General features: G+C 45.9%; 18 protein-coding genes and 2 pseudogenes. 13 read left to right on the top strand and 7 right to left on the bottom strand.

Annotated features, from left to right (window positions below; all coding sequences use genetic code 11):
• Window positions 1–42: 42 nt before the first annotated feature.
• Window positions 43–1,698: a L,D-transpeptidase family protein gene (locus AC6I8U_RS10325; RefSeq protein ID WP_498016795.1), complete on the top strand. Its 1,656-nt coding sequence runs from the start codon at window positions 43–45 to the stop codon at window positions 1,696–1,698.
• A gap of 166 nt (window positions 1,699–1,864) precedes the next feature.
• Entirely contained in the window at window positions 1,865–2,518 is a 654-nt protein-coding gene (locus tag AC6I8U_RS10320) for an MBL fold metallo-hydrolase (protein WP_234494012.1), read from the top strand.
• Here the strand turns inward: AC6I8U_RS10320 and AC6I8U_RS10315 are convergent.
• On the bottom strand, window positions 2,510–3,211 hold the full coding sequence (locus AC6I8U_RS10315) for a DUF2982 domain-containing protein (RefSeq protein WP_498016794.1): 702 nt from the start codon (window positions 3,209–3,211) through the stop codon (window positions 2,510–2,512). The two genes, AC6I8U_RS10320 and AC6I8U_RS10315, sit on opposite strands and share 9 nt — an antisense overlap.
• Before the next feature lie 210 nt (window positions 3,212–3,421).
• Here AC6I8U_RS10315 and AC6I8U_RS10310 point away from each other — a divergent pair, with 210 nt between their 5' ends.
• The 8 genes from AC6I8U_RS10310 (at window position 3,422) to AC6I8U_RS10275 (ending at window position 11,982) form a co-directional block, all read left to right on the top strand.
• Window positions 3,422–3,784, top strand: a complete 363-nt coding sequence (locus AC6I8U_RS10310; protein ID WP_128650186.1) for a MarR family transcriptional regulator — start codon at window positions 3,422–3,424, stop codon at window positions 3,782–3,784.
• Between the two features lie 390 nt (window positions 3,785–4,174).
• The gene (locus AC6I8U_RS10305; protein WP_234494010.1) at window positions 4,175–5,269 is read left to right on the top strand and encodes a TRAP transporter substrate-binding protein; all 1,095 of its coding nucleotides are present in this window, start codon (window positions 4,175–4,177) and stop codon (window positions 5,267–5,269) included.
• A gap of 105 nt (window positions 5,270–5,374) precedes the next feature.
• Complete coding sequence (locus tag AC6I8U_RS10300) at window positions 5,375–5,917, top strand: TRAP transporter small permease subunit (RefSeq protein WP_042477437.1); 543 nt, start codon at window positions 5,375–5,377, stop codon at window positions 5,915–5,917.
• Between the two features lie 10 nt (window positions 5,918–5,927).
• Complete coding sequence (locus AC6I8U_RS10295) at window positions 5,928–7,211, top strand: TRAP transporter large permease (protein WP_498016793.1); 1,284 nt, start codon at window positions 5,928–5,930, stop codon at window positions 7,209–7,211.
• A gap of 148 nt (window positions 7,212–7,359) precedes the next feature.
• Window positions 7,360–8,709, top strand: coding sequence for a cache domain-containing protein (locus AC6I8U_RS10290; protein ID WP_498016792.1), 1,350 nt, complete (start codon window positions 7,360–7,362; stop codon window positions 8,707–8,709).
• A complete protein-coding gene (locus AC6I8U_RS10285) occupies window positions 8,709–9,344 on the top strand; it encodes a response regulator transcription factor (RefSeq protein ID WP_128650185.1) in 636 nt (211 codons plus the stop codon). Before AC6I8U_RS10290 ends, AC6I8U_RS10285 begins: the two co-directional genes overlap by 1 nt.
• A 260-nt stretch (window positions 9,345–9,604) precedes the next feature.
• Window positions 9,605–10,081: a MarR family winged helix-turn-helix transcriptional regulator gene (locus AC6I8U_RS10280; RefSeq protein ID WP_498016791.1), complete on the top strand. Its 477-nt coding sequence runs from the start codon at window positions 9,605–9,607 to the stop codon at window positions 10,079–10,081.
• A gap of 329 nt (window positions 10,082–10,410) precedes the next feature.
• The gene (locus AC6I8U_RS10275; RefSeq protein ID WP_498016790.1) at window positions 10,411–11,982 is read left to right on the top strand and encodes a BCCT family transporter; all 1,572 of its coding nucleotides are present in this window, start codon (window positions 10,411–10,413) and stop codon (window positions 11,980–11,982) included.
• A 41-nt stretch (window positions 11,983–12,023) separates the two neighbouring features.
• On the opposite strand, the gene AC6I8U_RS10270 is transcribed toward AC6I8U_RS10275, so the two are convergent.
• Window positions 12,024–12,653, bottom strand: coding sequence for a CatB-related O-acetyltransferase (locus AC6I8U_RS10270; RefSeq protein ID WP_498016789.1), 630 nt, complete (start codon window positions 12,651–12,653; stop codon window positions 12,024–12,026).
• 374 nt (window positions 12,654–13,027) lie between these two features.
• Between AC6I8U_RS10270 and AC6I8U_RS10265 the strand changes: the two are divergent.
• Together AC6I8U_RS10265 and AC6I8U_RS10260 are read left to right on the top strand one after the other, a co-directional pair.
• A pseudogene (locus AC6I8U_RS10265) lies at window positions 13,028–13,756 on the top strand (PDC sensor domain-containing protein); the annotation flags it as partial.
• Window positions 13,742–14,911: pseudogene (locus AC6I8U_RS10260) on the top strand (methyl-accepting chemotaxis protein); the annotation flags it as partial. The pseudogenes AC6I8U_RS10265 and AC6I8U_RS10260, both read left to right, overlap by 15 nt.
• A 248-nt stretch (window positions 14,912–15,159) precedes the next feature.
• Here AC6I8U_RS10260 and AC6I8U_RS10255 read toward each other — a convergent pair.
• The 4 genes from AC6I8U_RS10255 to AC6I8U_RS10240 form a co-directional block, all read right to left on the bottom strand.
• Entirely contained in the window at window positions 15,160–16,542 is a 1,383-nt protein-coding gene (locus AC6I8U_RS10255; protein ID WP_498016788.1) for an IS4 family transposase, read from the bottom strand.
• A 175-nt stretch (window positions 16,543–16,717) separates the two neighbouring features.
• Window positions 16,718–17,434, bottom strand: coding sequence for a 3'-5' exonuclease (locus AC6I8U_RS10250; RefSeq protein WP_234496097.1), 717 nt, complete (start codon window positions 17,432–17,434; stop codon window positions 16,718–16,720).
• A gap of 8 nt (window positions 17,435–17,442) precedes the next feature.
• Window positions 17,443–19,332, bottom strand: a complete 1,890-nt coding sequence (locus AC6I8U_RS10245) for a putative nucleotidyltransferase substrate binding domain-containing protein (RefSeq protein ID WP_498016787.1) — start codon at window positions 19,330–19,332, stop codon at window positions 17,443–17,445.
• A gap of 99 nt (window positions 19,333–19,431) precedes the next feature.
• A complete protein-coding gene (locus tag AC6I8U_RS10240; RefSeq protein ID WP_498016786.1) occupies window positions 19,432–20,622 on the bottom strand; it encodes an amino acid aminotransferase in 1,191 nt (396 codons plus the stop codon).
• A 544-nt stretch (window positions 20,623–21,166) separates the two neighbouring features.
• Here AC6I8U_RS10240 and AC6I8U_RS10235 point away from each other — a divergent pair.
• The gene (locus tag AC6I8U_RS10235) at window positions 21,167–22,852 is read left to right on the top strand and encodes a polysaccharide lyase family 7 protein (protein ID WP_498016785.1); all 1,686 of its coding nucleotides are present in this window, start codon (window positions 21,167–21,169) and stop codon (window positions 22,850–22,852) included.
• 38 nt (window positions 22,853–22,890) lie between these two features.
• Here the strand turns inward: AC6I8U_RS10235 and AC6I8U_RS10230 are convergent, their stop codons facing one another.
• The gene (locus AC6I8U_RS10230; RefSeq protein WP_498016784.1) at window positions 22,891–23,721 is read right to left on the bottom strand and encodes a DeoR/GlpR family DNA-binding transcription regulator; all 831 of its coding nucleotides are present in this window, start codon (window positions 23,719–23,721) and stop codon (window positions 22,891–22,893) included.
• Window positions 23,722–23,930: the final 209 nt, after the last annotated feature.

Here is a 23,930-nt window from a genome sequence, read left to right as displayed (position 1 = left end):
ATTTCTGCCATACTTAAAGACTCTGTCTTAGGAGGTGGGTAGATGCGAAACTGGTTAATCATGCCGAGCATTCTGATCTCGGCACTCTCAAGTTCGGTGGCCGTCACGGCTGCTCCAGACCAACTCGTCTCGGATTCAAGTGAACTGACGTCATATTCGGTGAAACACATCGAACCCATTCTGAAGTCAAATCAGCAGGAAACTCATTCGACAAGTAACGTAGACACTCTGCCACAGGAAGAGCTGCTTTACCCTGAGCTTGTGGAGTATCTTTATTCTCGTCTGCAGCGGATTCAACTTTGGAGTGATCAAGAGCTCAATGCACAGGTAAATCTCCAGCTAGACGTTGTTCGTTTAGCGGGGTTTAGCCCAATATTCCAAGAGCGTGTTGAGATGCTGCATGATGCGTTCCAACAACAAGACAAATCTCGGTACGACAGACTGACCACAGATACTTTCCTTCTCTATATGAGCTATGTTGCTTCAGCAGCAGACAGCGGAAAAGAGTGGTACTTTACAACCAGTCTGCAAGATTCTTTGCCAAGACCATCCGCTACAGAGGTAGACATAATGGTAACGGCTTTTGAATCTGGGCGAGAGACGGATTATGTTCGTAGCCTCGCTTCTCCGATGATTCAGCAGCCCGGTTTTGAAAATGTCTATATTGACCTTTTAGCCAAGTCACAGGTGGAATTCCCTGCTTATGAACAAGCGGGTCTATTGCGACGAGGTGATGTACTAGCCCCCGAGCAGTATTTGCATCTGGTTGAGAGATTGCAGGCGTCAGAGATCTATGTCGATATAAGGGAAGATAACCTTTTTGACGATACCTTGGATTTAGCTGTTAGAGAATTTCAGCAGCTCTATGGACTTAATGATGACGGCATTATTGGCCCTAACACGATCGAATGGCTCAACAAGTCTGCTAATGACAAACTAAGAATCCTGGCGTTGAATTCTGAGCGCTCTCGTTTGTGGCCTCAACAGCGTGAGAATATTATCTTAGTCAACGTCCCTAGTTTCCAACTTAAGTATTGGGATGAAGGAGAAACACGTTTTGAATCGAGAGTGATTGTTGGCAAAACCAGCAGGCAAACGCCTATCTTTGAGACCAAAATGGACTCGTTGATACTCAACCCTACCTGGAATGTGCCATGGAAAATCATGGTTAAAGACATTATTCCCAAGGTGAAAAGGGATCCGACCTACCTATTTTCACAGCGCTTTGAAATTATTGAAGGGTGGACCAATCAGAATCGTATTGACCCAACGATGATTGATTGGCAAGAAGTGAATGCTAAGCGCTTCCCATACCGAATGCGTCAACAAGCTGGGGAGTTGAATGCCTTAGGCCAGTATAAATTTAATACTCCTAACGCACAGGCGATTTTCTTGCACGATACGCCGAGCAAACACCTTTTCAACGAGAGCTTAAGAGCTTTCAGCTCAGGGTGCGTACGGGTAGAACATGCCGATCAGTTTGCGCAGGTATTGCTTGAGGTACAAGGTAAAAGCTTAGAAGAGGTGGCGTCGACAAGGCCCAATAAAGCGGTCGCCTTCAAAGAGCGCATCCCAGTGCATATCATCTATCAAACCGCATGGTTGTCTGATGGAAAGGCGCACTTTCGTGGTGATGTTTATGACTACGATGCTAAACGTAACAATGTGGAAGACGCCGCGCTTTCAAACAACAGATAGTTCCTAGTCTGATAGCCAGACACCTTTAGAGCTGGAACTATAAAGCCATTGTCTTACCTTAGGTAGGGCGGTGGTTTTTGTTTTTAACTACCTCAATAAGTAGGGGCTTGTTATTCGCGGGCGAGAATGTCATAGTCGCGCTAGTCAAAGAAATATAGGGTTTATCATGAGTCTCAAATATCAAACTGTTCCCGTCACTACTTTCGCCCAAAACTGTTCAATTGTTTGGTGCGATGAAACCATGAAAGGTATTGTGATTGACCCAGGTGGTGACGTGAAGCAACTGCTGATGTTGGTAGAGCAACTCGGTGTATCTGTAGAGAAGCTGGTATTGACGCATGGCCATTTGGACCATGTTGGTGGCACGGTAGAGATGGCGGAGTCATTGAAAGTAGATATTGTCGGTCCACATAAAGCAGATAACTTCTGGCTACAAGGCCTAGAAGGTCAAAGTCAAATGTTCGGCTGGCCGCTGACAGAAGCGTTTGAACCGACTCAATGGTTGGACGAAGGGGATGTTGTGACATTTGGTAATCAATCACTGAATGTAGTTCATACTCCAGGTCATACTCCAGGTCACGTGTGCTTGTTCAACGAGGAAGCACAACTCGCTTTTGTGGGTGATGTGCTGTTTAACGGTAGTATCGGTCGTACTGACTTCCCGCAAGGTGACCACGCGACGTTGATCAATTCGATCAAAACAAAACTTTGGCCACTGGGTAATGATGTTAAGTTTGTACCGGGTCACGGTCCAGAGTCTACTTTTGGACGCGAGCGCGTTTCAAACCCGTTTGTCGCCGACGAAATGCCACTATACTAACTTCCTGCAGTCTTTAGACTCAGCGAAGTCGTGACGGCTCGCCGCTGCTTGATAGCGTCGAGCCAGTCCCACAAAGTCCTCACCAGCTCTATCCAAGTCCGCTTCTGCAATAAACACATCGTATCCATAGAACTCACGCTGATGCTTCATTCTGTTTGCGAGCATGGCAAGTAGCCCCTTATATTCCACACCATCTTCGTCAATGAAGGGCTCAGAATCCAGAACAATGTCTTCGAATGCCTGTGCCGGGTTGGTTTGTTGATTCCCGATGTAGAGCAGGGCTCGCTGGCTAAGTAGGATATCAGTGGCGATGCGTGGACAAATAGCGTTTAGATACGGACCGTACTGTTTCACTCTGATCCCAATCCATGGTAGCGGCTTATGCCAGCCTTCTTGATGTTGAGTACAGATCCCAATGCGCTCTACATTCGCCCATTGAACTACCCAGCCGCCTTTAAACAAGTGCTGCTGTAGGTGGGTATTGGTCAGCGTGAAGGTAACGCGGCTTTTTTGCAGCATAAGATAAGCAAACCCCATCACACCGACGAAAATGGCAATAAAAAGCCATGCGTGCTCCCATGAGGGGGAGAGTAACAAGAAGCAAAAGCAGACTAACGCGCCCACTCCGACGAACAGCTTAACTGTTGGAGATTCCCATGTGTAATGATGATTGCTGAGATGTAATGTATCCATAATGCTTGCCATTAGTGAGTGCTGACATGGCTTTATACTGGTAAAACAACCACAAAGTTTATTGTTTAAATAATAGTCATTAATGGCCAAAGACGGCATTTTTGTCTCGACTTTGTGTCAAGCCCCTACAAAAGCATTCAAAATTTTGGTATAAAACGCGCTTCAAATTTTGACCACTGCCTCGATGCAGTGAATTGGAGAGAAAACTCGATGAGACTTGCTCATAAGCGCAAAGTGCAATCAAAATTGCAAAAGCGTATTAAAGCGGTAGTTGCGAACACAGCCGCTGCAACAAAAACAGCAAAGCCTGTTGTAGCAAAAGCACCTGTAGTTGAAACCGCAACTGCGACAAAAAAAGTTGATGTAGCCCTAACTCCTAAACAGCAACAAGTACTAGACATCGTTGTTAAGAACGCTGAAGGCATCAACCCGAAAGGCATCGGCCTTGAAGCTGGTCAAGAAGACGCGAAAGCGGCATCTTGGGCAACTGGCGCTCTAAAGAAACTTCTTGAAGAAGGCTTAGTAGCGAAAGAACAGCTTGCGGGTAACAAAGTGATCTATAAAGCGCTATAAGCGTTCACTTTGCCCAATTTCAAAAAGACCCCTCGTGTAGGGGTTTTTTTGATCTTAGCGATACGCTTATCGACAAATGTTAGCGACTGATATCACAAAAGTAGCCATACTGTAATATCTGCCTGATAATAAATGCGTACGTATTTACCCATTTTTAGATTGGACTTTAGAAAAAGAACAGATTGAATAATAACCAGAAAATATATTTAGTGTCCAAAGGACTACGTAGTTCTACGTAATACCAACGTCTAACCATCCTAATTTACTTAATTATCACTGCGTGCTCGCACGAATACCCGTTATTCAGAATTCCATCCATAGTTACCTCGAATGTGAAACTTGGAGTCGCATACGCGGCTTCAACAAGGAACCTACTCAAGGAACTGAATAATGAGTCTAATCAAGAAATCAGTATCACGTGTCATGAAGAGCACGGCCATTGTAGCAGCGACTTGCCTAGCTTTTGTAGCAGGGTCTGCAAACGCTGATGACAAAGTCTATCGCCTAAAACTTGCTGAAACATGGGGGCCAAACTTCCCTATCTTCGGTGATGCCACAAAGAATATGGCAAAAATGGCCGAAGAGATGTCCAACGGTCGTCTTCAAATCCGTATCGACTCATCTAACAAACACAAAGCGCCATTTGGTGTGTTTGATATGGTGAAATCTGGTCAGTACGACATGGGTCACTCTGCGTCTTACTACTGGAAAGGTAAAGTGCCAAATACCCTCTACTTTACGACTATGCCTTTTGGTATGACGGCACCTGAACAGTACGCTTGGTTCTATCACGGCGGTGGTATGGAGCTAATGGAAAAAGTGTACTCACCACACAACCTAATGTCTTTCCCTGGCGGTAACACTGACGTTCAGATGGGCGGTTGGTTCCAGAAAGAAATCAACAGTGTTGAAGACCTACAAGGTCTGAAAATGCGTATCCCTGGTTTCGCAGGTGAAATCCTGGCAGAAGTAGGTGCTAAGCCGACAAATATTGCCTCTGGTGAGCTCTACACGTCACTAGAGCGTCGTACGATTGATGCTCTAGAGTGGGTAGGTCCTTCTCTTGACCTTCGTATGGGCTTCCACAAAATCGCACCTTACTACTACACAGGTTGGCACGAGCCAGCGACAGAGCTTCAGTTCTTAGTGAACAAGCGTACTTGGAACAAGCTGCCTGACGATCTAAAAGCGATTCTTCAAATTGCTATGAAGACAGCCGCTTATGACATGTACATCCAATCAACGCACGAGAGTGGCAAAAACTGGGCAACGATCCAGACTGACTACCCAGACGTGAAAGTCAAAGACTTCCCGAAAGAGGTTATCGATGCCCTACGTGATGCGAACGACAAACTGCTAAAAGAGCATGCTGAGAAAGACGAGATGGCAAAAGAAATCCAAGCTTCTCAAGCGGCTTACCTAGAGCAAGTTCGTTCTTGGACAGACATTGCGTCGAAAGCTTACCTAAACAAGTTCGACAACTAGTCTCACTTCAAGTGGCGCATCTCCTGCGCCACTTTTTTCAAACCCTTAGTCATACGCCCCAAATCATAACTATTAACGAAACTTGGCGGATAGGCGGAAAGTTGTATGCGTAGTTTAATTTACATTGAAAGACTGTTTAACAAGGTAGCCGATGTTCTCGGTTGGTTATCCAGTATTCTTTTCTTACTTTTATTAGTGAACGTGGTTTATGACGTAGTAATGCGCTACGTGTTTAACGACGTATCCATTGCCTTCCAAGAGATGGAGTGGCATTTGTTCTCGGCAGTATTCTTACTTGGTGTACCGTACGCGATAAAAGCGGGTGGGCATGTACGCGTGGATGTGTTCTACGAGCGCTTATCGATGAAAGCTCAAGCCATTATTGACCTTCTAGGCACCTTTATATTTTTGTTCCCATTTTGCCTACTGGTGGCTTGGTTCGGTATCGATTTCGCAAAAGAGAGTTTTGAGCTGGGCGAGACGTCAGGCGACCCAGGCGGTCTACCTTATCGCTGGGTAATCAAAGCTATGATTCCACTTTCATTCTTCTTCATGGCGATTGCCGGTTGTGGTTTGGTTCTCCACTCGTTGAACAAACTGTTTAACCCACACCTCATGTACGCTAAATCTTCCGACTCAAAAGAATAAGGACATTTTCATGATCGGTATTGTGATGTTTTTTGTAGCCTTATTCGCGCTACTTCTCGGTTTTCCAGTTGCGTTCACCTTCGGTGGTATAGCACTCATCTTCGGTGTGTGGGCGGAAGGCATGGACATGTTCGCCTTTATGCCTTATCGCATTCAATCCATTATGGAGAATACGGTATTGATGGCCGTCCCACTGTTCGTGTTTATGGGGCTCGTTCTTCAGAAAACCCGTTTGGCAGAGCAGCTCCTGGAGTCTATGGGGCGTCTGTTTGGTGGTGTGCGTGGTGGTATCGCAATCTCTACTGTTTTGGTAGGCGCACTGCTGGCTGCTTCGACGGGTGTTGTGGGTGCATCCGTTGTAGCAATGGGGCTTATCTCATTGCCAGTTATGCTCAAGTATAACTACGACAAAGGGCTCGCGTGCGGCACGATTTGCGCATCGGGCACCCTAGGACAGATTATTCCCCCGTCGATTGTCTTGATCCTATTGGGGGATGTATTGGGTGTGCCTGTTGGTGACCTGTTCCAAGCTGCCTTGTGGCCTGGCTTTGTGCTTGTTGGTGCTTACGTTCTCTACATTTTGATTTTTGCTAAGTTAAACCCAGAAAGCGCTCAACCAATTCCTCGCGATGATTCGATTTCTCGCTCAGAAGAGGTAAAGACCGCGCTTAAGGCGATTATTCCTCCGCTTGCGCTGATTGTTGTCGTACTTGGCTCAATTTTCGCGGGTATCGCTACACCGACAGAATCGGCAGCTCTTGGTGGCGCTGGTGCGATTGTACTGTCACTTGTCTATCGACAGTTTAGTTGGAGCATGCTTTACGATGCATCGAAGGAAACCGTAAAAGTAACCGCAATGGTCTTTGCTATCCTTCTGGGTGCGACAGCGTTCTCAATGGCATTTACCTATACTGGCGGTGATATGCTGGTGGAAGAGTGGATGCTAGAGTTGCCGGGTGAGAAGTGGGGCTTCTTGATCATTACCATGGTGGTCATCTTAATCCTTGGTTTCTTTATCGACTTCGTAGAAATCTGTTTCATTATCGTGCCGATGATTGCACCCGTTGCGGAGTTGCTTGGCATCAATATGACCTGGTTTGCGATTTTGATTGCGATGAACCTGCAGACCTCCTTCTTGACGCCGCCATTTGGCTTTAGTCTATTCTATCTAAAAGGGGTCGCACCAAATGGGGTTACAACCAGAGACATCTATCGCGGCGTTATGCCATTCATTGCGATTCAGATAGTGGTGCTCGCCTCGATCCTCATGTTCCCAGAATTCTATGGAATGTGATCAGGTCTGCGTTAGCTCAGTCTAGAGATTCATTTCATTGCAACTGATTGGTAATGTTAATGAAAAGGAAAAGCTGCACATAGTGCAGCTTTGTCTGTTGAGTGAGCGCTTACCAGAATTGTCAGGACGACCGTAGTAAAGGACTTCTATGCCGTTAAAAGCCAAGCTCATCCTGCTAACCTTGATCCCACTGATAATCGTGACCGCGAGTGTGAGTTGGATAACCCTTCATCAGGCAAAAGCATTGGGTGAGAATGAGATCAGCATCTTTCGTGAGAGCTTGATTCGAACCAAAGAGTCGGCGCTCAAGGACAGCGTTGAGCTTGCTTTCGATGCGATTGACCATGCCTATCATGATCCTACTTTGTCCGAAGAAGAAGCAAAGAACGAAGTCAGAGCGACACTCAACCGTCTTCGATATGGCTCTGATGGTTACTTTTTTGCCTACGACAAGCACGGCACCAATCTAGTACATCCGATTCTTCCTGAGCTGGTTGGGCGCAACTTACTCAAACTCCAAGACCAAGATGGTGACTATCTGATTGAAGCCTTGTTATTCCAAGCTCAAGCGGGGGGAGGCTTTCACCAATACCTGTGGCAAAAACCGTCTACTGGCGAGACGGTGACAAAGCTTAGCTATGCTGCATGGCTGGATAAATGGGAGTGGATGATAGGAACTGGGCTGTATATTGAGGACGTGGCACAAGAAGTGGCGGTGCTGCGTGCAGCAATAGACAAGAACATCGAAACTACCATGTTTTCCATCGTCACTATTTTTGCTGTGACTGTTGCTGTCATTATTGTTTTGACGCTCGCCATCAACTGGCATGAACATAAACTTGCCGATAAGAATTTGAAAGAGCTCGCTCATAAAACGGTAATGTTTCAGGAGGATGAGCGTAAACACCTAGCGAGGGAACTCCACGATGGTGTGAACCAGTTGCTGGTATCGAGTAAGTGTCATCTGGAATTACTCGATACTCGAGATGTCGATGAGCGTTCGATGGGGCACCTTAAGCAGTCTCAATCATCGTTGTCGGAAGCTATCATGGAAGTACGTCGTATTTCCCATCATTTAAGACCCAGTGCGCTTGATGATATTGGTCTTGAAGCGGCGATTACTACCTTGCTTCAAGATTTTAAAACCTATTCTATGGCGAACACTGAGTTGGTGCTGGATGCGAAGACGCCAAAGCTTAAATCCGAAGTGGCGACTACACTTTACCGTGTGGTTCAGGAATCTCTGAATAACATTGAGAAACATGCCAATGCCACCAATGTGACGGTTTTCCTCAAACACTTTGGGGATGTCTTGCAGCTTATTGTTACCGATGACGGAATAGGATTCGATGTTGGCAATGCCATGAATAGTCGTGGAATAGGGCTCAGAAACATGCGAGAGCGGGTAGAGTTTATCGGCGGTGAGTTTGAACTGATTAGCGAATACGGAAAAGGAACAGAGATAACGGTGTTATTGAACTTGGAAGGAGCGGTGTGATGAGCGACCAAATCAGAGTTGTTATTGTCGATGATCATCAAGTTGTGCTCGAGGGGTTCATGGCTCGACTAGAGCGAGAGCCCGACATTCATGTTGTAGCAACAGCAAGTAATGGCTTAGAGGCGGTAGAAGTCGTCAAGCAAACAGTGCCAGACGTAGTATTGATGGATGTCAGTATGCCCATCATGAACGGTATCGAGGCAACCGAGCTGCTAAAGACAGAGTTGCCTTTTGTGCGCGTACTTATGCTTACCATGCATGATAATCGCGAGTACATTATGAAAGTCATGCAGGCTGGAGCGGTAGGCTATATGCTAAAAGAGATCTCCGCCGAGAAGATGGTGCAGGCAATAAAAACAGTGCATCAAGGTTCAACCTACTTCTGCGAGTCCGTGACGCAGACCCTGTTCTCGCAAGAGATCACACCAACCGCGGCGAAGTCCAATCCATTAAGCAGAAGAGAAGAGAGTGTGCTTAAGCTCGTAGCTCAAGGTTGCAGCAGTAAAAAGATAGCGCAGCTACTGAACATCTCTTATCGAACGGTAGAAACGCACCGTCAGAACATCAAACACAAGTTGGATCTTCACTCTACCGCAGAGCTCGCGAAATACGCGTTAGAGAATGGTTTGTCGTAGTCTTTCGTTTGCCCCTCACACAAAGGGGATTAAGACCCCAAGCAATAGGGCGAAGTGACGACAGGAACTAGCCATTGGTTCTCCCCCTAATTTAGGGGGAGCTAGAGGGGGTACAGTGCGATGTAGCCACAGCAACTGCGTAACCAACTACAGCGCGCCCGCAATGTACTCCCATCGCATTTTTATCAAATAACCTACGCATCAATAGCAAACTTCTGTTATAAAGTGCGCCCAATATCAGTGAACGTTTGGAACAAGTTTTGGAAAAACACGAAGAAGTCTTAGTAGCGTTACGTCAAATCATTCGAGCTATCGACCTACATTCTAAGAAACTAAAGAAAGAGTGTGGCCTAACGGGACCACAGTTAATCCTTATGAACACCATCCGAGACATGGATGATGTGACGATTCGTGAACTCTCCAACTCTACAAACATCAGTCAGGCCACCGCGACAACCATCATTGACCGATTAGAGGCGCAAGAGTATGTGCAGCGGGTAAGAAGCCAGCAGGACAAAAGAAAAGTTCATGCGGTGCTGACACCAAAAGGTGAAGAGGTCCTAAAGAGCTCACCGCCGCCACTACAGGATAACTTTGTGCAGAAGTTTCAAGCACTAGAAAGTTGGGAGCAAACGCTACTGCTCTCGTCTATTCAGCGTATCTCTCTAATGATGAATGCCGACGATATCGACGCTGCACCTGTACTACAGCTAGACAGCAATATATCGAAAAACTAGGCGTAGTTGGCTCAAAAATTACTGTTTGAACGTATCAAACTAACGCTACCTATTTTTGGCGCATACGAGTTCGTATGCGCTTTTTTATTTCTTCAAATTTGCATTTATAAAGCATACTCATTCGAACTCTAATTATTTTTTAGGTGGCTAGGATTGTGTGAAAAATCGCCATAAAACTTACATACCGTGAAATTACACTTATAATTTGGTAAAGTACGCGCCGAAAAGTAGATTAATGCATGTTCTCAGCGATTGTTGTACGCCAATATCGCCGTAAATAGAACATTAAATGCTTTGAGTTAGAAGCAATTTAGTCATAGAGAGGATTAATGACAAAGGGTATTGATAAGTACAGTATTGATAGTACTGACTACACCATAGGACAGGATAATGTCCAAAAGTGGGGGTTTGATGTACATAACCCTGTATTCGGGATCAGCGCGGGTTTTATCGCGCTGCTCCTAGTAATGACCGTGATCGTTGATGCGGATACAGCGAAGTCTGCACTTGATGGCATCAAGTGGAGCATCATCAATAAGTTCGATTGGTTGTTTATGTGGTCAGGCAACATTTTTGTTGTCTTCTGCTTAGCTTTGATCGTGACACCGTTTGGTAAAATCCGACTCGGTGGTACTGATGCGGTTGCTGACTATTCGTTTATGTCATGGCTTGCCATGCTGTTCGCTGCTGGTATGGGCATCGGCTTGATGTTCTGGAGTGTGGCTGAGCCAGTCGCTTATTTTACCGGTTGGTATGAGACTCCGCTCGGCGTAGAAGCCAACACAGAGCAGGCAAAAGAGCTCGCGATGGGTGCTGTGATGTTCCACTGGGGTCTGCACCCGTGGGCTATCTATGGTGTTGTAGCGCTGTCTCTCGCATTCTTCGCATATAACAAAGGACTGCCGCTATCAATGCGCTCGATTTTCTATCCAATTTTAGGTGATAGAGCGTGGGGATGGGCTGGTCACGTTGTTGATATTCTAGCGGTTCTGGCGACCTTATTTGGTCTTGCTACGTCTTTGGGCCTCGGGGCTCAGCAAGCAGCGAGTGGTATTCAGCATGTGTTTGGCATTGAGGCCAGCATGACGATGCAAGTGATTGTTATCGCGGTTGTTACGCTTCTTGCTGTTGTATCAGTTCTGCGTGGTATTGATGGTGGTGTAAAAGTCATCAGTAACATTAATATGATCGTGGCGTTCCTACTGCTCATCCTAGTTGCGATCATCGGTTATGCAGTGACATTTGCCGCAATTCCAGACACGTTATTCGCTTACCTCAAGAACATTATCCCACTGAGTAACCCGCATGGTCGTGAAGACGAAGCGTGGATGCACGGTTGGACGGTATTCTACTGGGCATGGTGGATTTCTTGGTCACCATTCGTAGGTATGTTCATCGCGCGTGTGTCGAAAGGTCGTACGGTACGTGAGTTTATTACTGCGGTTCTGATTGTGCCTACTACCGTGACAATCATCTGGATGTCTGTATTCGGTGGTTTGGCTATCGACCAAGTTATCAACCAAGTTGGTACTTTGGGTGAGAATGGACTGCGAGATGTACCGTTAGCGATGTTTGAAATGTTCGATGCACTGCCTATGGGCACGATGCTATCTATCATTGCGGTAATCTTGGTATTGGTGTTCTTTATTACCTCTTCAGACTCAGGTTCACTGGTTATCGACAGCATCACTGCCGGTGGCAAAGTGGATGCGCCTGTTATTCAACGCGTCTTCTGGGCATTTATGGAAGGTGCGATTGCCGTTGCCTTGCTCTGGATTGGTGGTAATGAAGCGATAGCGGCGCTGCAAGCGGGCGCGATTTCATCAGCGCTTCCGTTCACGGTAATCCTACTTATGATGTGTGTCAGCCTATTGATGGGTATGAAGACTGAAAAGTACTAAAAGCGCAGTTTTAAAAAGAGCGGTCATTGACCGCTCTTTTTTTATCCTTTGAAGGTGTGGCTTGCGTTCTCTAGCGCATCGATGTCAGAAGCGCATATCAGTGGCTTTAGCGCTTCAAACTTATCTGGGCTCCAAGAGTAGATATTAAGCTTTAAAAGACGCTTGATGGTTTGATCGTCGAAACGATGCTTGATGAGTTTCGCGGGATTACCACCAACAACCCCGTATGCGGGCACATCCTTTGTCACCACACTGTTTGCGGCGACAATTGCGCCTTCTCCCAAAGTTATCCCTGGCATAATCATCGCTCTCATACCTATCCAGACGCCATCTTGAATGTGCGTATCACCTTTAGATTGATATGCTTCTTCGATCACGTCCATAAAGGGATAGAGAGAGAACCAGTCTGCGCGGTGCGTATGATTGCCCCCCATTAGGATAACGGCTTCGGCACCAATACAGACATAGTCTCCAATGTAGAGCTGATCAACTGCCCAGCGCGGTTGACGGTCTTTTGTTACCTCGTCGCCGTGCAAATAACGCACGACAGAGCTTTCAAAGCCATCATCATAGGCATCGCTGTAGTAACTGTGCGTACCTTTGATGTGGATATTCTTGTTTTTGACGGTTTGATGCAGCAGCTCAAAACGAGTCCAATGTTTGTTATTCACATTAATGTCTCCAATTTGCGTTTAATTTGAATGTTTAGGCAAACTGAACAGCTAGTGAATAAAAGGTCGTTTAAGATATGCGATGACGACGACCGGTAGAGCGAGTTGAATACAGCAGACTTGCATATCGGCGTCTCAAGAAAGTAGTAATTTCGCCGAGTATAATTGTGTCGGCTTAATAATCAACCAATCATATCTGGAAGCAATGATTTAGTCTTTGAAATGGTCAATATTGTGACGCGTTTTTATTCAACTAAGTCAATATATTGGCTCTCGATTTTGCGGTCGAATATGTATATTATTCAGCCGCCTTTCAAATATTCATAATTACACTGAATGGCTTTTCAATCCTATAAATAACAGAATAATAATTTATGAACTTATCATTACGACAAAAGCTAATTGCTGCGACCTTAAGCGCAGTTGTTCTTATGGCAGTCGCTTTAACCATACTCGCTGCCAATCAATTATCCTCTCAAACCAATGCTGCGATTAATGCACGTGCCCACAATGTTTCTTATGCTGCAGTGGAAGGCATTAAAAACTGGGTAGATATTCGAACTAAGATCGCCAGTGCCTTCAATGGTTTTGCCGGTGAGCAAGATAAAGTACCTTACCTTCAACAAGCCCGAATTGCTGGTGGTTTTGATGATATCTTCTTTGGCACACCAAGCGGTGAAATGCATCGCTCACACCCTGAGCGCAATCGTGCGGATTATGACCCAAGAACCCGCCCTTGGTACCAAGATGCAAAAGCAGCGAACAAGCAAATCATCACCGAAGCGTATCAAGACGCAATAACCAACGCGTTGTTGGTGACCATTGCTGAACCAGTAAGAACGAATGGTCGTCTGGCTGGTATCGTTGGTGCCGATGTACTCATTGACCAGTTGGTTGATGATGTTATTAGTCTTAACGTTGGTAAGAATGCGAGTGCGATGCTCATTGACTTGACCAATGGCACATTCTTAGCACACCCGAACAAGTCATTGCTTCTTAAGCCTGTGACGGCATTGGGGCAAAACTTTAATACCCAAACCATTCAACAGAAAGTGGCTGATCGCTCCATTCTTGACGTTACACTCAGTGGCTCAGAAAAGCTGATGTTCTTTTCTCAGGTTCCGGGCACTAACTGGGTATTTGCGATCGAGCTGGATAAAGAAACCGAGCTAGCGGGTCATAAAACCGCACTGACACAGTTGATCATCACCTCTGTGATTGTCTTGGTGTTTGTCGCAATTATTGCATCGTGGCTAATGAGCTTCCTTGTTAACGAACTTGCCCGTGTATCGAAAGCGTTGAAAGAAATTGCTTCGGGTGAAGGTGACTTAACACAGCGCCTAGAGCCGCGCAGCAAAGATGAAGTAGGGCAGTTGGCTCGAAACTTTAACACCTTCGTGAGCTACATGCATGAAACCGTTATGCATCTTAAAGACGTGTCTGTCGCACTTTCGGACCAAGCCAAAGACACCGCAACCCATGCTCGCGTTAGAAGCCAGCGTATTCAAACCCAGCAAGATGAGATCAACATGGTCGCGACAGCGATCAACGAGATGGCTGCTGCGACTCAAGAGATCGCAAATAATGCTGATATGACAGCTTCAAATTCCTCAGAAGCGGTTGGTGCAAGCACGCATGGTGCCGGTCAAGTATCTCAAACTCAAAGCTCAATTCAGAATCTAGCAGCGGAAGTAGACGTGGCGACGTCTGTTATTCAAGAGCTTGAGATTCATGGCAATAGCATTAACACTATCCTATCAACCATCCAAGACATTGCAGAGCAGACAAACTTGCTAGCACTTAATGCAGCTATTGAAGCAGCTCGCGCGGGTGAACAAGGGCGAGGTTTTGCAGTCGTTGCTGATGAAGTTCGCGTATTGAGTCAGCGTACACATGCGTCGACGCAAGAGATCCAGAGCACGATTGAGACCCTGCAAGCGACGACAGCGAAAGCCGTGGGTATCATGGGTGACAGTCGTGGTCTGGCGGAAACCAGTGTGGATGACGCGAACAGTGCAGCAGTAAGTTTGACACAAATCCATGCAGCCGTAGAGCAGATCAGTGACATGGCTGCACAAATCGCTACAGCGGCTGAAGAGCAAGCGTCTGTGACCTCTGAGATCACTCGCAATACGCAAGGTATTCGTGACGTATCGGACGAGTTAGCAGAAGAAGCGCAAGAAGCAGCGCAGCAAGCGGTAGAGCTGTCTGATTTGTCTCAGAAGCTTGAAAGTGAGATTGGTCGCTTTAAGATCTGATGGTGATTAGCTTTTCAAGATAAGAGCTAGACTCAACTTCCTAGCAGTGTCGTCTCACTATTCATATCAGGCGAGACAAAGTCAGCCCTATGCTCCTCCCCTTATGAAGGGGAGGCAGGGAGGGGTAAATGCGCTAAACTCAAGTCGATTTCGTGCCCCACTGTGCTTGAAGATATAGGGCGCATAATTTGACTACTTAATAGCGGCAGCTTGGTCGCATAATACCCCCTCTAACTCCTGTCTCTTGATCACAAGTCTGGATCAAGAGACTTTGCTAGATCATACCCCTCAACAATATCTTGCAGTCTAAACCAACCTTCCCAGAGTCGTTCCCATCCAACTCGGCCAGTTCGCTTAGTGTCATGCCAGTTGGCCAGTTTCCCCAGATTGAGGTATGCCCAGTGTAAGTGTGGTGGCTTCTTTGGGAGACGTTTTTTCTCTCTTTTTAACCAAAGTAATTTCCAAGCCTTGGGGCTTAGTATCTGTTCGCAACTCACTTTCTTAGCTCTATCTTTTTCTAAACCCAAGTATCGAAGTTGCTGAATTCGGCATGCTATAAAGCTAAGTAAAACAATCATTTTCTCTAGATTGGCTCTGCTTTGCATACGTAGGTTTTCAACTTGAGTTCCTCCTGTCTTCCACGACTTATGGAAGTCTTCAATTAACCAGCGTCGCTCGTAATATTCTAGGATGGTGATGGCTTGTTTTTTGGTTCTCACAGGTTCAGAAGTCAGAATATGCCAGCACAACCCCTTGCTATTACCTTGTTCAATGCAACTTACGTAATTAAGTTGAACCGGCTCTCCCTTCTTGGTCGATGGAACTTTGAGCGTCACAGGTGCGTAGCGAATATCACATATCGCTTCTCGTGCTTTTCGCCCACCTCTCTGCATCACTGGAACCGTTCGCTCACCTGCACTTTTAAGCGAAGAACCGAAAGAGTAGAGTTTATCGTCTGACTCCTCTATACAACGAGCCTGCATGGAGCGAACAATAAATCTCTGATTATTTTCTGTTTTATACGTCAGGTACTCATACAGATCTGCTTCTCTATCACATACAGAAATGACGTGCTCCATTGTATCGCCCAGTCGTTCTGCTACTTTGCGAGAGGCTTGTTCCCATTTATAGCTTTCTTTCTCTTTATATGGACGCTTGGGCTGCGTTTCACTTTTTCCTTTCTCAGCTAAATTTCGGGTCCAGCGGTGCTGTTCAATCAAGCCCACAACATGGTGTTGCTTAGGAGAAAAAAGCAACACTGAGTGAGCTTGAAAACCTTTCGATTTCTCGTAACGAGTCGTGTGCCCTAGCTCTTTAGATACAGTTTTGTGGGTAAAGCTTAACGAGGTTGTGTCTTCAAGGGCAAGCAATGTCCCTAAGCCTTTCGCAGACTCAGCAGTCGCAGAGAAACCTGCTTCTGCAATGTCGTCTGCTTTGATGTCTTCGTTTCGAATGAACCGATAAGCGGCTTCAATATCGGCTGGATTAGAGAGAGATTGCAACACAGATTTCCCTATATGGCTGGCTATTGAGCTCGCAAGAGAAACAAGCCGACGGGTACGTCGTGGGTCACCAAGCTGAGCATCATTAAAAGTGGCTTTGGCCCATTTTGCAGTATCTGTGATGAACATGTCGATATCCGTGTTGTTTTAGATATCGTTTAGATCGCAGTTAAATCAATAAGTTTAATAAAATAGCGCAAGGATTAACTTGCGCTATTTGTGTATGAAAGACAGCTCTAACTCCCCCTAAATTAAGGGGAGAACCAAAGGCTAGTGCCTATCGTCACATCGCTTGGAAGTACCCTTACAACCAATACTCTCCCAATACAGCTCCTTCACTCCCGTGATAAGCCATTTGCGCTTGTAGCAGTTCAGCGGTTGCCACGGCATCCATCAGTGCATGATGCGGCGGATAATCAGGCAGTCCATAGCGTCGACGTGTTTGACCCAAGCGAACAGAGTCTGCGCGCTTTCCTTTTAGCTTGTTCAGCAGGCCTGCCGTCAGTTTATCTTGATAGTCTGACTCAATTTGCATGGTATCCACGACGGGAAACTCAATGCCTTCACCGAGCATCTTCTTAAGTGCGCAGTTCAAGAATCCGCGCTCAATAGGACGATAGTGGACAACAATTACTTTGCCCGCGAGTGCGTTGAGTACATCTTCAAGGATCTCGTTGAGGGTAGGGGCATCAATGAGATCGTTGTGCGTAATCCCATGTATAACAACGGACTCCTCTTCCAGTTTGGCTTTTGGTCTAACGGTCCAATGGGCCGCTTGATTAAGTTTGATTCGCGAGAGAGTAAAAGGCACTAAACCAATCGATAAAATACCATCCTTCTCTGGGTTCAAGCCGGTTGTTTCAAAATCGAGCGCCACGAAAGGCACCTCACGCAGCGGTGTATCTGCATGTGGTAATCCTGCCGAATAGAAAGCTTGGAGCCTCGAGTCTTTTGAACGTTCACTCAGAACGTCAAACTTATTGTTCCATTGCACCGCTGGTACTTTGAGTAGTTTTTTTATCATAGGACCTACTTAAAGTTGTTGCTTGCTTGATATCGGAACTTAAGGAAGTTCTGACCGTTACTCAGAATTTGGAAAGCGTCTTTCAAATTTCGCCTTTCAAAGTCTGACAGATTTTCTGGCTCGACATTGTTGTCTGGCTCGATGCCTTGCTCGACATCTTGAGCTTGGTGAGCAATGCGCACCATGGAAATGAACTCGAGTGCGTCTTTTAGATCTCGTGCGCGTCCCTTTGGCAGGATCCCCGCTTCGTGGATGTCGTCGAGACGTTCAAACGAGTTGGTTGAGCGAGAGCCAACCGCAAGGGCATGCACACGAATAAGGTCAACGAGAGGGGCAGTACCGCGTCGTTTTAGGTTGATGGAGTTATTGTGTCGACCATCTTTTTCCATTACGAAGTCTTTAAAGAACCCGAGAGGTGGTTTGCGATTAAGCGCATTGCGAGCTAAACAGGCCAAGAAGCGGTTATTGCGTCTAGCTCGTCTGACGATAAAGCTATTCAGCTGCTCTGCCCACTTTAGTTTTCCGTATACTCCATCGAGGTCGAAAAATATCGAGGCATTGAGCAGCGCTTTAGGGTTTGGATCGTCGATCCAGTCGGCAAAGCACGCTTCCCACTCTTTGCGGGTCATGCGCCATTCAGGGTTCGTTGCCATGATGTCGCCAGTACAGTAGGTATATCCGCAATCGGCGAGACCATCGCAAATGAACTTAGAGAAAGCCTCGAAGTATTTGCCGTGCTTCTCTTTGTTAAAACTGTCATCAAGGATAATGGCGTTGTCTTGGTCGGTCACCAAGAGTTGCTCGTCTCGTCCCATTGAACCTAGCGCTAAGAAGCAGTAGGGGATAGGCGCTTGCCCTAACTCTTCTTCTGCTAACTCGATGATACGCTGCTTGAAACTTCTGCCAATGACCGACATAGCAGTGCCTACCATATGAGCATTCGCGTCTTCATTGACCAAACGAACGAAGCTATCTCGAATTTGTTCAGATAGCGCCTTCAGTTCTTCAACGGACTGCTGCTGGAAGATACTACTCACGAGTAATAGAGAGTTTTGAGACTCATAACGAACGATATCGGTCGTCTCAATAATTCCAAGTGGTTTCTTGTTCTTAAGCACTGGAAGATGATGCACATTGTAACGGAGCATGGTGAGCATCGCTTCGTACACATACGCATTGTGGTCAAGAGAGATGACATCCGTGGACATAACCGTAGAGACTTCGTCTTGCGGGTCCAAGCTTTCTGCTAGCACGCGCGTGCATAGGTCTCGGTCAGTAATAATACCGACAACTGGGGACGTATCTTCCTCGTCGTTCTCTACGATTTCGGGATCGATGATAAGGAGCGACGACACCTGCTCATCTGCCATGAGGCGAGCGGCGCTTTGAATAGTACTGCTGCGTTCAATAGTTGGTGCATCGCGAGTCAGTAGCGTTCGAACTTTGGAGGTGGTCAGGTCGTTGGTATTTTCATTGTTCGATACGGTTTGTCTCAATCGAACGGTATCTTCGACTTCAACAAAGTCTGCGAATGAATCGAAGCCATCATAAAGTTCCTGAAACACTTCCGCAGGGATGCAGTACACTAAAGTATCTTCAACCGCTTTGGCAGGGAAGCGTACCTTGTTATTGGTCAGCAGACCCATTTGACCGAATAAATCGCCTTCATCAATTCGGTTATAAAGCTCGCCTTTGCGTCGATAAATCTCGACAACACCACTGCGAACCATGTACAGGTCTTGAATGTCATCGCCAAAATGAATGATGGGGGTGTCTTCGCGATAGTAACCAATCTCTATTTGTTGTGAGACGTGTATCAGCGTTTCTTCAGGGAGTTCATCGAAAGGGGGATGAGAGGCCAGAAAGTTCTGGATTTCAATCAGTTCAGCGTCCATGACGAGCCTTATCAAATGGAGTATCTGTTAATACTACACGCTGAAACCAAAAAGGTCAGCTTGCGCTGACCTTTGAGTTAATATTTTGATATTTGGAGATTAAAGTACCGCAGCGATACCTTTACACAGTGGTCCCATGTTCGATTTAGTCATACCTGCAACGCTGATACGACCTGAACCGACGATGTAAATACCAAACTCTTCTTTCAGGCGGTTTACTTGCTCTTTGCTCAAACCAGAGAAAGAGAACATGCCGTTTTGGCGCTCGATGAAGCTAAAGTCTGCATCTACGCCTTCTGCTTTCAGTGTTGCCACGAATAGTTCACGCATTTCTTGAATACGATCGCGCATTTCAGCGACTTCTTGTTCCCATTCTGCGCGCAGTGCTGCATCGTTTAGAATGTAGGTAACAACCGCAGAGCCGTGCGCTGGCGGGTTTGAGTAGATAGAGCGGATGATGCTCTTCACTTGAGAGAAGGCAGTCGTAGCGATCTCTTCTGTCTCAGCAACGAGTGTAAACGCACCCACACGCTCATTGTACAAACCAAAGTTTTTAGAGAATGAGCTCGCTACAAGGATCTCTTTGTTGTACTTAGCGAAAGTACGCAGACCTTGAGCGTCTTCTTCAACACCCTTTGCAAAACCTTGGTAAGCGAAGTCGAATAGTGGAACTAGACCTTTGTCAGCTACAAGCTTAGCAAGTTGCTCCCACTCGTCTGCAGTTGGGTCGATACCTGTTGGGTTATGACAGCAGCCGTGAAGCAATACGATATCACCAGCAGACGCTTGCTCAAGGTCTGCAACCATGCCAGCAAAGTCTTTGTCTTTAGTTTGTGCATCGTAGTAACGGTATTGTGCCGTTTCGATGCCAGCAGCGCTAAATACGCCGTTGTGGTTTGCCCATGTTGGGTTGCTGATCCAGATTTTTACTTCACCTAGTTGGCGTTTGATAAACTCACCCGCTACGCGAAGTGCGCCAGTACCACCTGGCGCTTGAGCTGTTTTTGCGCGTTTTTCAGCGACGATTTCAGCATCTGTACCAAATAGTAGTTTTTGAACAGCTAGGCCATACTCAGCCGTCCCTTCAATCGTCAGATAAGACTTGGTTTTTTCCGTTTCTAGAAGTGCTGCTTCTGCTTTTTTTACGGTAGCCAGAACAGGAGTCTCACCTTGTTCATTTTTATAGATACCTACACCTAGGTTGATCTTCTCAGCGCGAGCGTCTTTTTTAAACTCTTCTGTAAGACCGAGGATAGGGTCAGCGGGTGCTGCAACAACTTTTTCAAACATATTCTTCATCCATGTTAATTGAAGGGGGCGAAAAACCATTCGTAACGAATCAGTTACTAGGTGACAACAGCCTATTTATACCTCTCGAGGCTATCAGTGACAACCAGATTAAAGAAGAAAACTAAAAATTATCTTGATTTGAAACAGAAAATGGCAGTAATTCAGTATTTATGTATGGAAAGGGCACATGTTTATGAGCTTTCGTAGTAGGTAAAGTGAAAAAGTGTATGGATAGCGAAATGGAAATTAATATCACGATGGTTTCACATGAGAGCTGCCACACTCTATGTTGCAAAACGAAACGGAATCGTCATGAATCTATTAGTCCCGTCACGTCTTAAGGTAATTCAAGCTCGAATTAGATGTGCTAGATCACATCTTGTTACATATACCGAGGTGGCATATTGGTGTATCTGCTAATGTTGATATTGTAATACAAAAATAACTCAGCTAGATACTTGGACTATTTCGTGGTTAGTGTTGTACAGGATGGAAGCTGGGTCCCTCAACTTGTTACATAATGGAATATTATTCAGGAGATGACATGAGACCGAAGACTTTCCGTTTTTTGACGTTAGCATCAGTAATTACTGGATTTTTAAGTGTTTCTGCCAGCGCTGCTACCTTCGTAATGGAGAAAAATGGTACTGACTTTTCAATAGACGGTAACGGTGGTGCCCAGGAGGGGCAGCAACTCTACTTATGGGGAACTAACACGACTAATGCGAATCAGCAGTGGGTTCAAATCAATCATGGTGACGGTTATTATTCATACAAAAAGAAAGATACTAACTTATGTTGGGATGGCGGGGACGGTGGTGCGCAGCGACAGGCCGTGACCTTGCAAACCTGTGATGCGAGCGATTTCAACCAGCACTGGCAAAAGGTCAAAGTTGTCCGCGGTACAGAGATTTATCGATTTCAAAAGCGGAATGCGACGGGCTATTCCATTGATGGAAATGGCGGTGCTGCAGAAGGGCAACTTCTTTACCTCTGGGATTCCAGTGATAGCAACGTCAATCAACAGTGGGTGTTGAACAACATAGATAGCACGTCAGGCAATAAGCTCGCAATTGACACTGCTTTTGATGACGGGACAGGTCATGGTAGTTATCCAGCAACCAACGCAATTGATGGCAGCACAGCGTGGAGCACTCGTTGGGCTGCGTCAGGTTCACCTGTGAATCTGACTATTCAACTCCAAGAAACCAGTGATGTATCTGAAGTAGGTATTGCTTGGGGGCAAGGGGACTCAAGAGCATATACATTTGAAATCTATGCCCGTCCAGGTACAAGTGGCACTTGGACTAAGGTGTTTGATGATGTTAGTAGCGGCAATGTAGATGGATTCGAAGTCTTTGATATTACGGATATCTCGGCGCAGCAGATACGTATCAAAACATTTAGTAATACGGCCGGTACTGAATGGACCAATATCAACGAAGTTGAGATCTATGGAGGTAGTGGATCTGGTGGTGGCGAGCCGGTCGGCAATGCTGAATATCCATCTGATTTGATGAGTAACTACAATCAATGGAAGATTACCTATCCGGATGGCACAGAAGACAAGACGTTGTATCAAAAGAGTAATGAGTATTTCTACGTCAATGATGATCGTAACGGCATAGTGTTTAGAGCACCGGTTCGCTCGAACAATGGTACGACGCCTAACTCAAGCTATATCCGATCAGAGCTTCGAGAGCGAGAGGCTGATGGTAGTTCGGATATCTATTGGACAACGACTGGTAAACATGTGGTTTACGCTAAGCAAGCCATTACTCATCTTCCGATAGTCAAAGATCATCTAGTTGCGACTCAGATCCACGGAAACAAAGAAGCCGGTATTGATGATTCTTTGGTACTTCGTCTAGAGGGCTCTCATCTATTCTTATCGTTCAATGGCGGCGTGTTACGTGATGACTTGACCATTAAAACGAACTACTCATTAGGAACGATTCATGAAGTGATGTTCGAGGTTATCGATGGTAAGCACTACGTTTATTACAGTGAAGATGGCAACCTTGGAAGCGCTTATGCGTCGGGCAACGCAAGTCAGTACTTGGTTAAAGATGGCAGTAGTACTGTGTTGATGGATCTCGACTACGGCGAAGCTTACTTTAAGATCGGCAACTACACCCAAAGTAATCCTGAGAAAGAAGGGTCGTATACCGATGACCCTGACAACTATGGTGAAGTAGTTGTGTATGATTTCTGGGTATCACACCAGTAAAATGTTAAAGGCCTAACTTAAGCAGTTAGGCCTTCCACTTAACTGTCTAAACCACCTGAACTTTCAAACGCTTTGAAGTGAAGCTCTGATTCGGAGGTTTGCGTAGCGATTTCGCTGTTCTTTTCATTTGCTGGCATAAGTCTTACCGAGTTTAGGCGACAAAGCTGCGCTAGGTTGGCTGGCGCATCGTCAATTACAAGCGTATCAATGTCTATGATTTTGCTACAAAAAACCGAGGCGTGACGTTCTAGTTTCGTTTGGTCTGCAACAATAACTCGTTGTTTAGAATTGCTCAGGATTAAGCGGGTAAGCTCGGCCTCTTCATAGTGAAACTCCAACAAATCTCCACGGTCATTGATGGACCCGATTCCACAAAGAGCGATATCCGCGCGAAAGCTGTTCAAGAAGTTGGCAGTGCTATACCCGGTAACATCGCGCTGCCTATTCCGTACCAGCCCACCAGCAAGCCAAACTTCGGCATTACTGTTCTCTAATGCAGTCGCAACATCGAGATTATTGGTTATCGCTTTGAAGCGGAGCGCTGGCTCTATCTCGCTGGCAACGAGTGCGATCGTTGAGCCATAACCAAAGAAAACAGTTTGTCCTTGCGTAACCAACTTAGCCGCAACTCTAGCCGCCGCTAACTTTCCACTTGAGTTGCTTTGCGCGCGTTGATTGAAATGGCAATTGTCAGCAGTAGCGGGCAATGTAACTCCCCCGTGAATTCGTCTAGCTTTTCCTTCGACACACAGTGCATTGATATCACGGCAGACGGTTTGAGGAGTGACGTTAAATAGTTCGGAGATATCACACGTTTTGAGTGTCCCTTTTGTTTGCAATAGTTGAAGAATTCTCTGCTTCCTTTTCATGTCAAAATCTCGGAATAAGTTCAAATGAAACTCAAGTGAATATAAAGCCCGAATATGAAACGGGTGTAAATGGTCTTGTTAGACAAGCGAACTATGTTGTAACTGATTGTAAAATAGACAATGTTCGAATGAACAAAAACACGTTTTATCTCATTTAAGGTTCACGCTACTGAAAGCTTGCATTCATCTCTGGTCAATAGCATTTCTCC

This window comes from Vibrio sp. KUL80, assembly GCF_059725495.1.
Note: the sequence above shows the minus strand (reverse complement) of the source record. Positions and strands in the feature narration are given on the sequence as shown.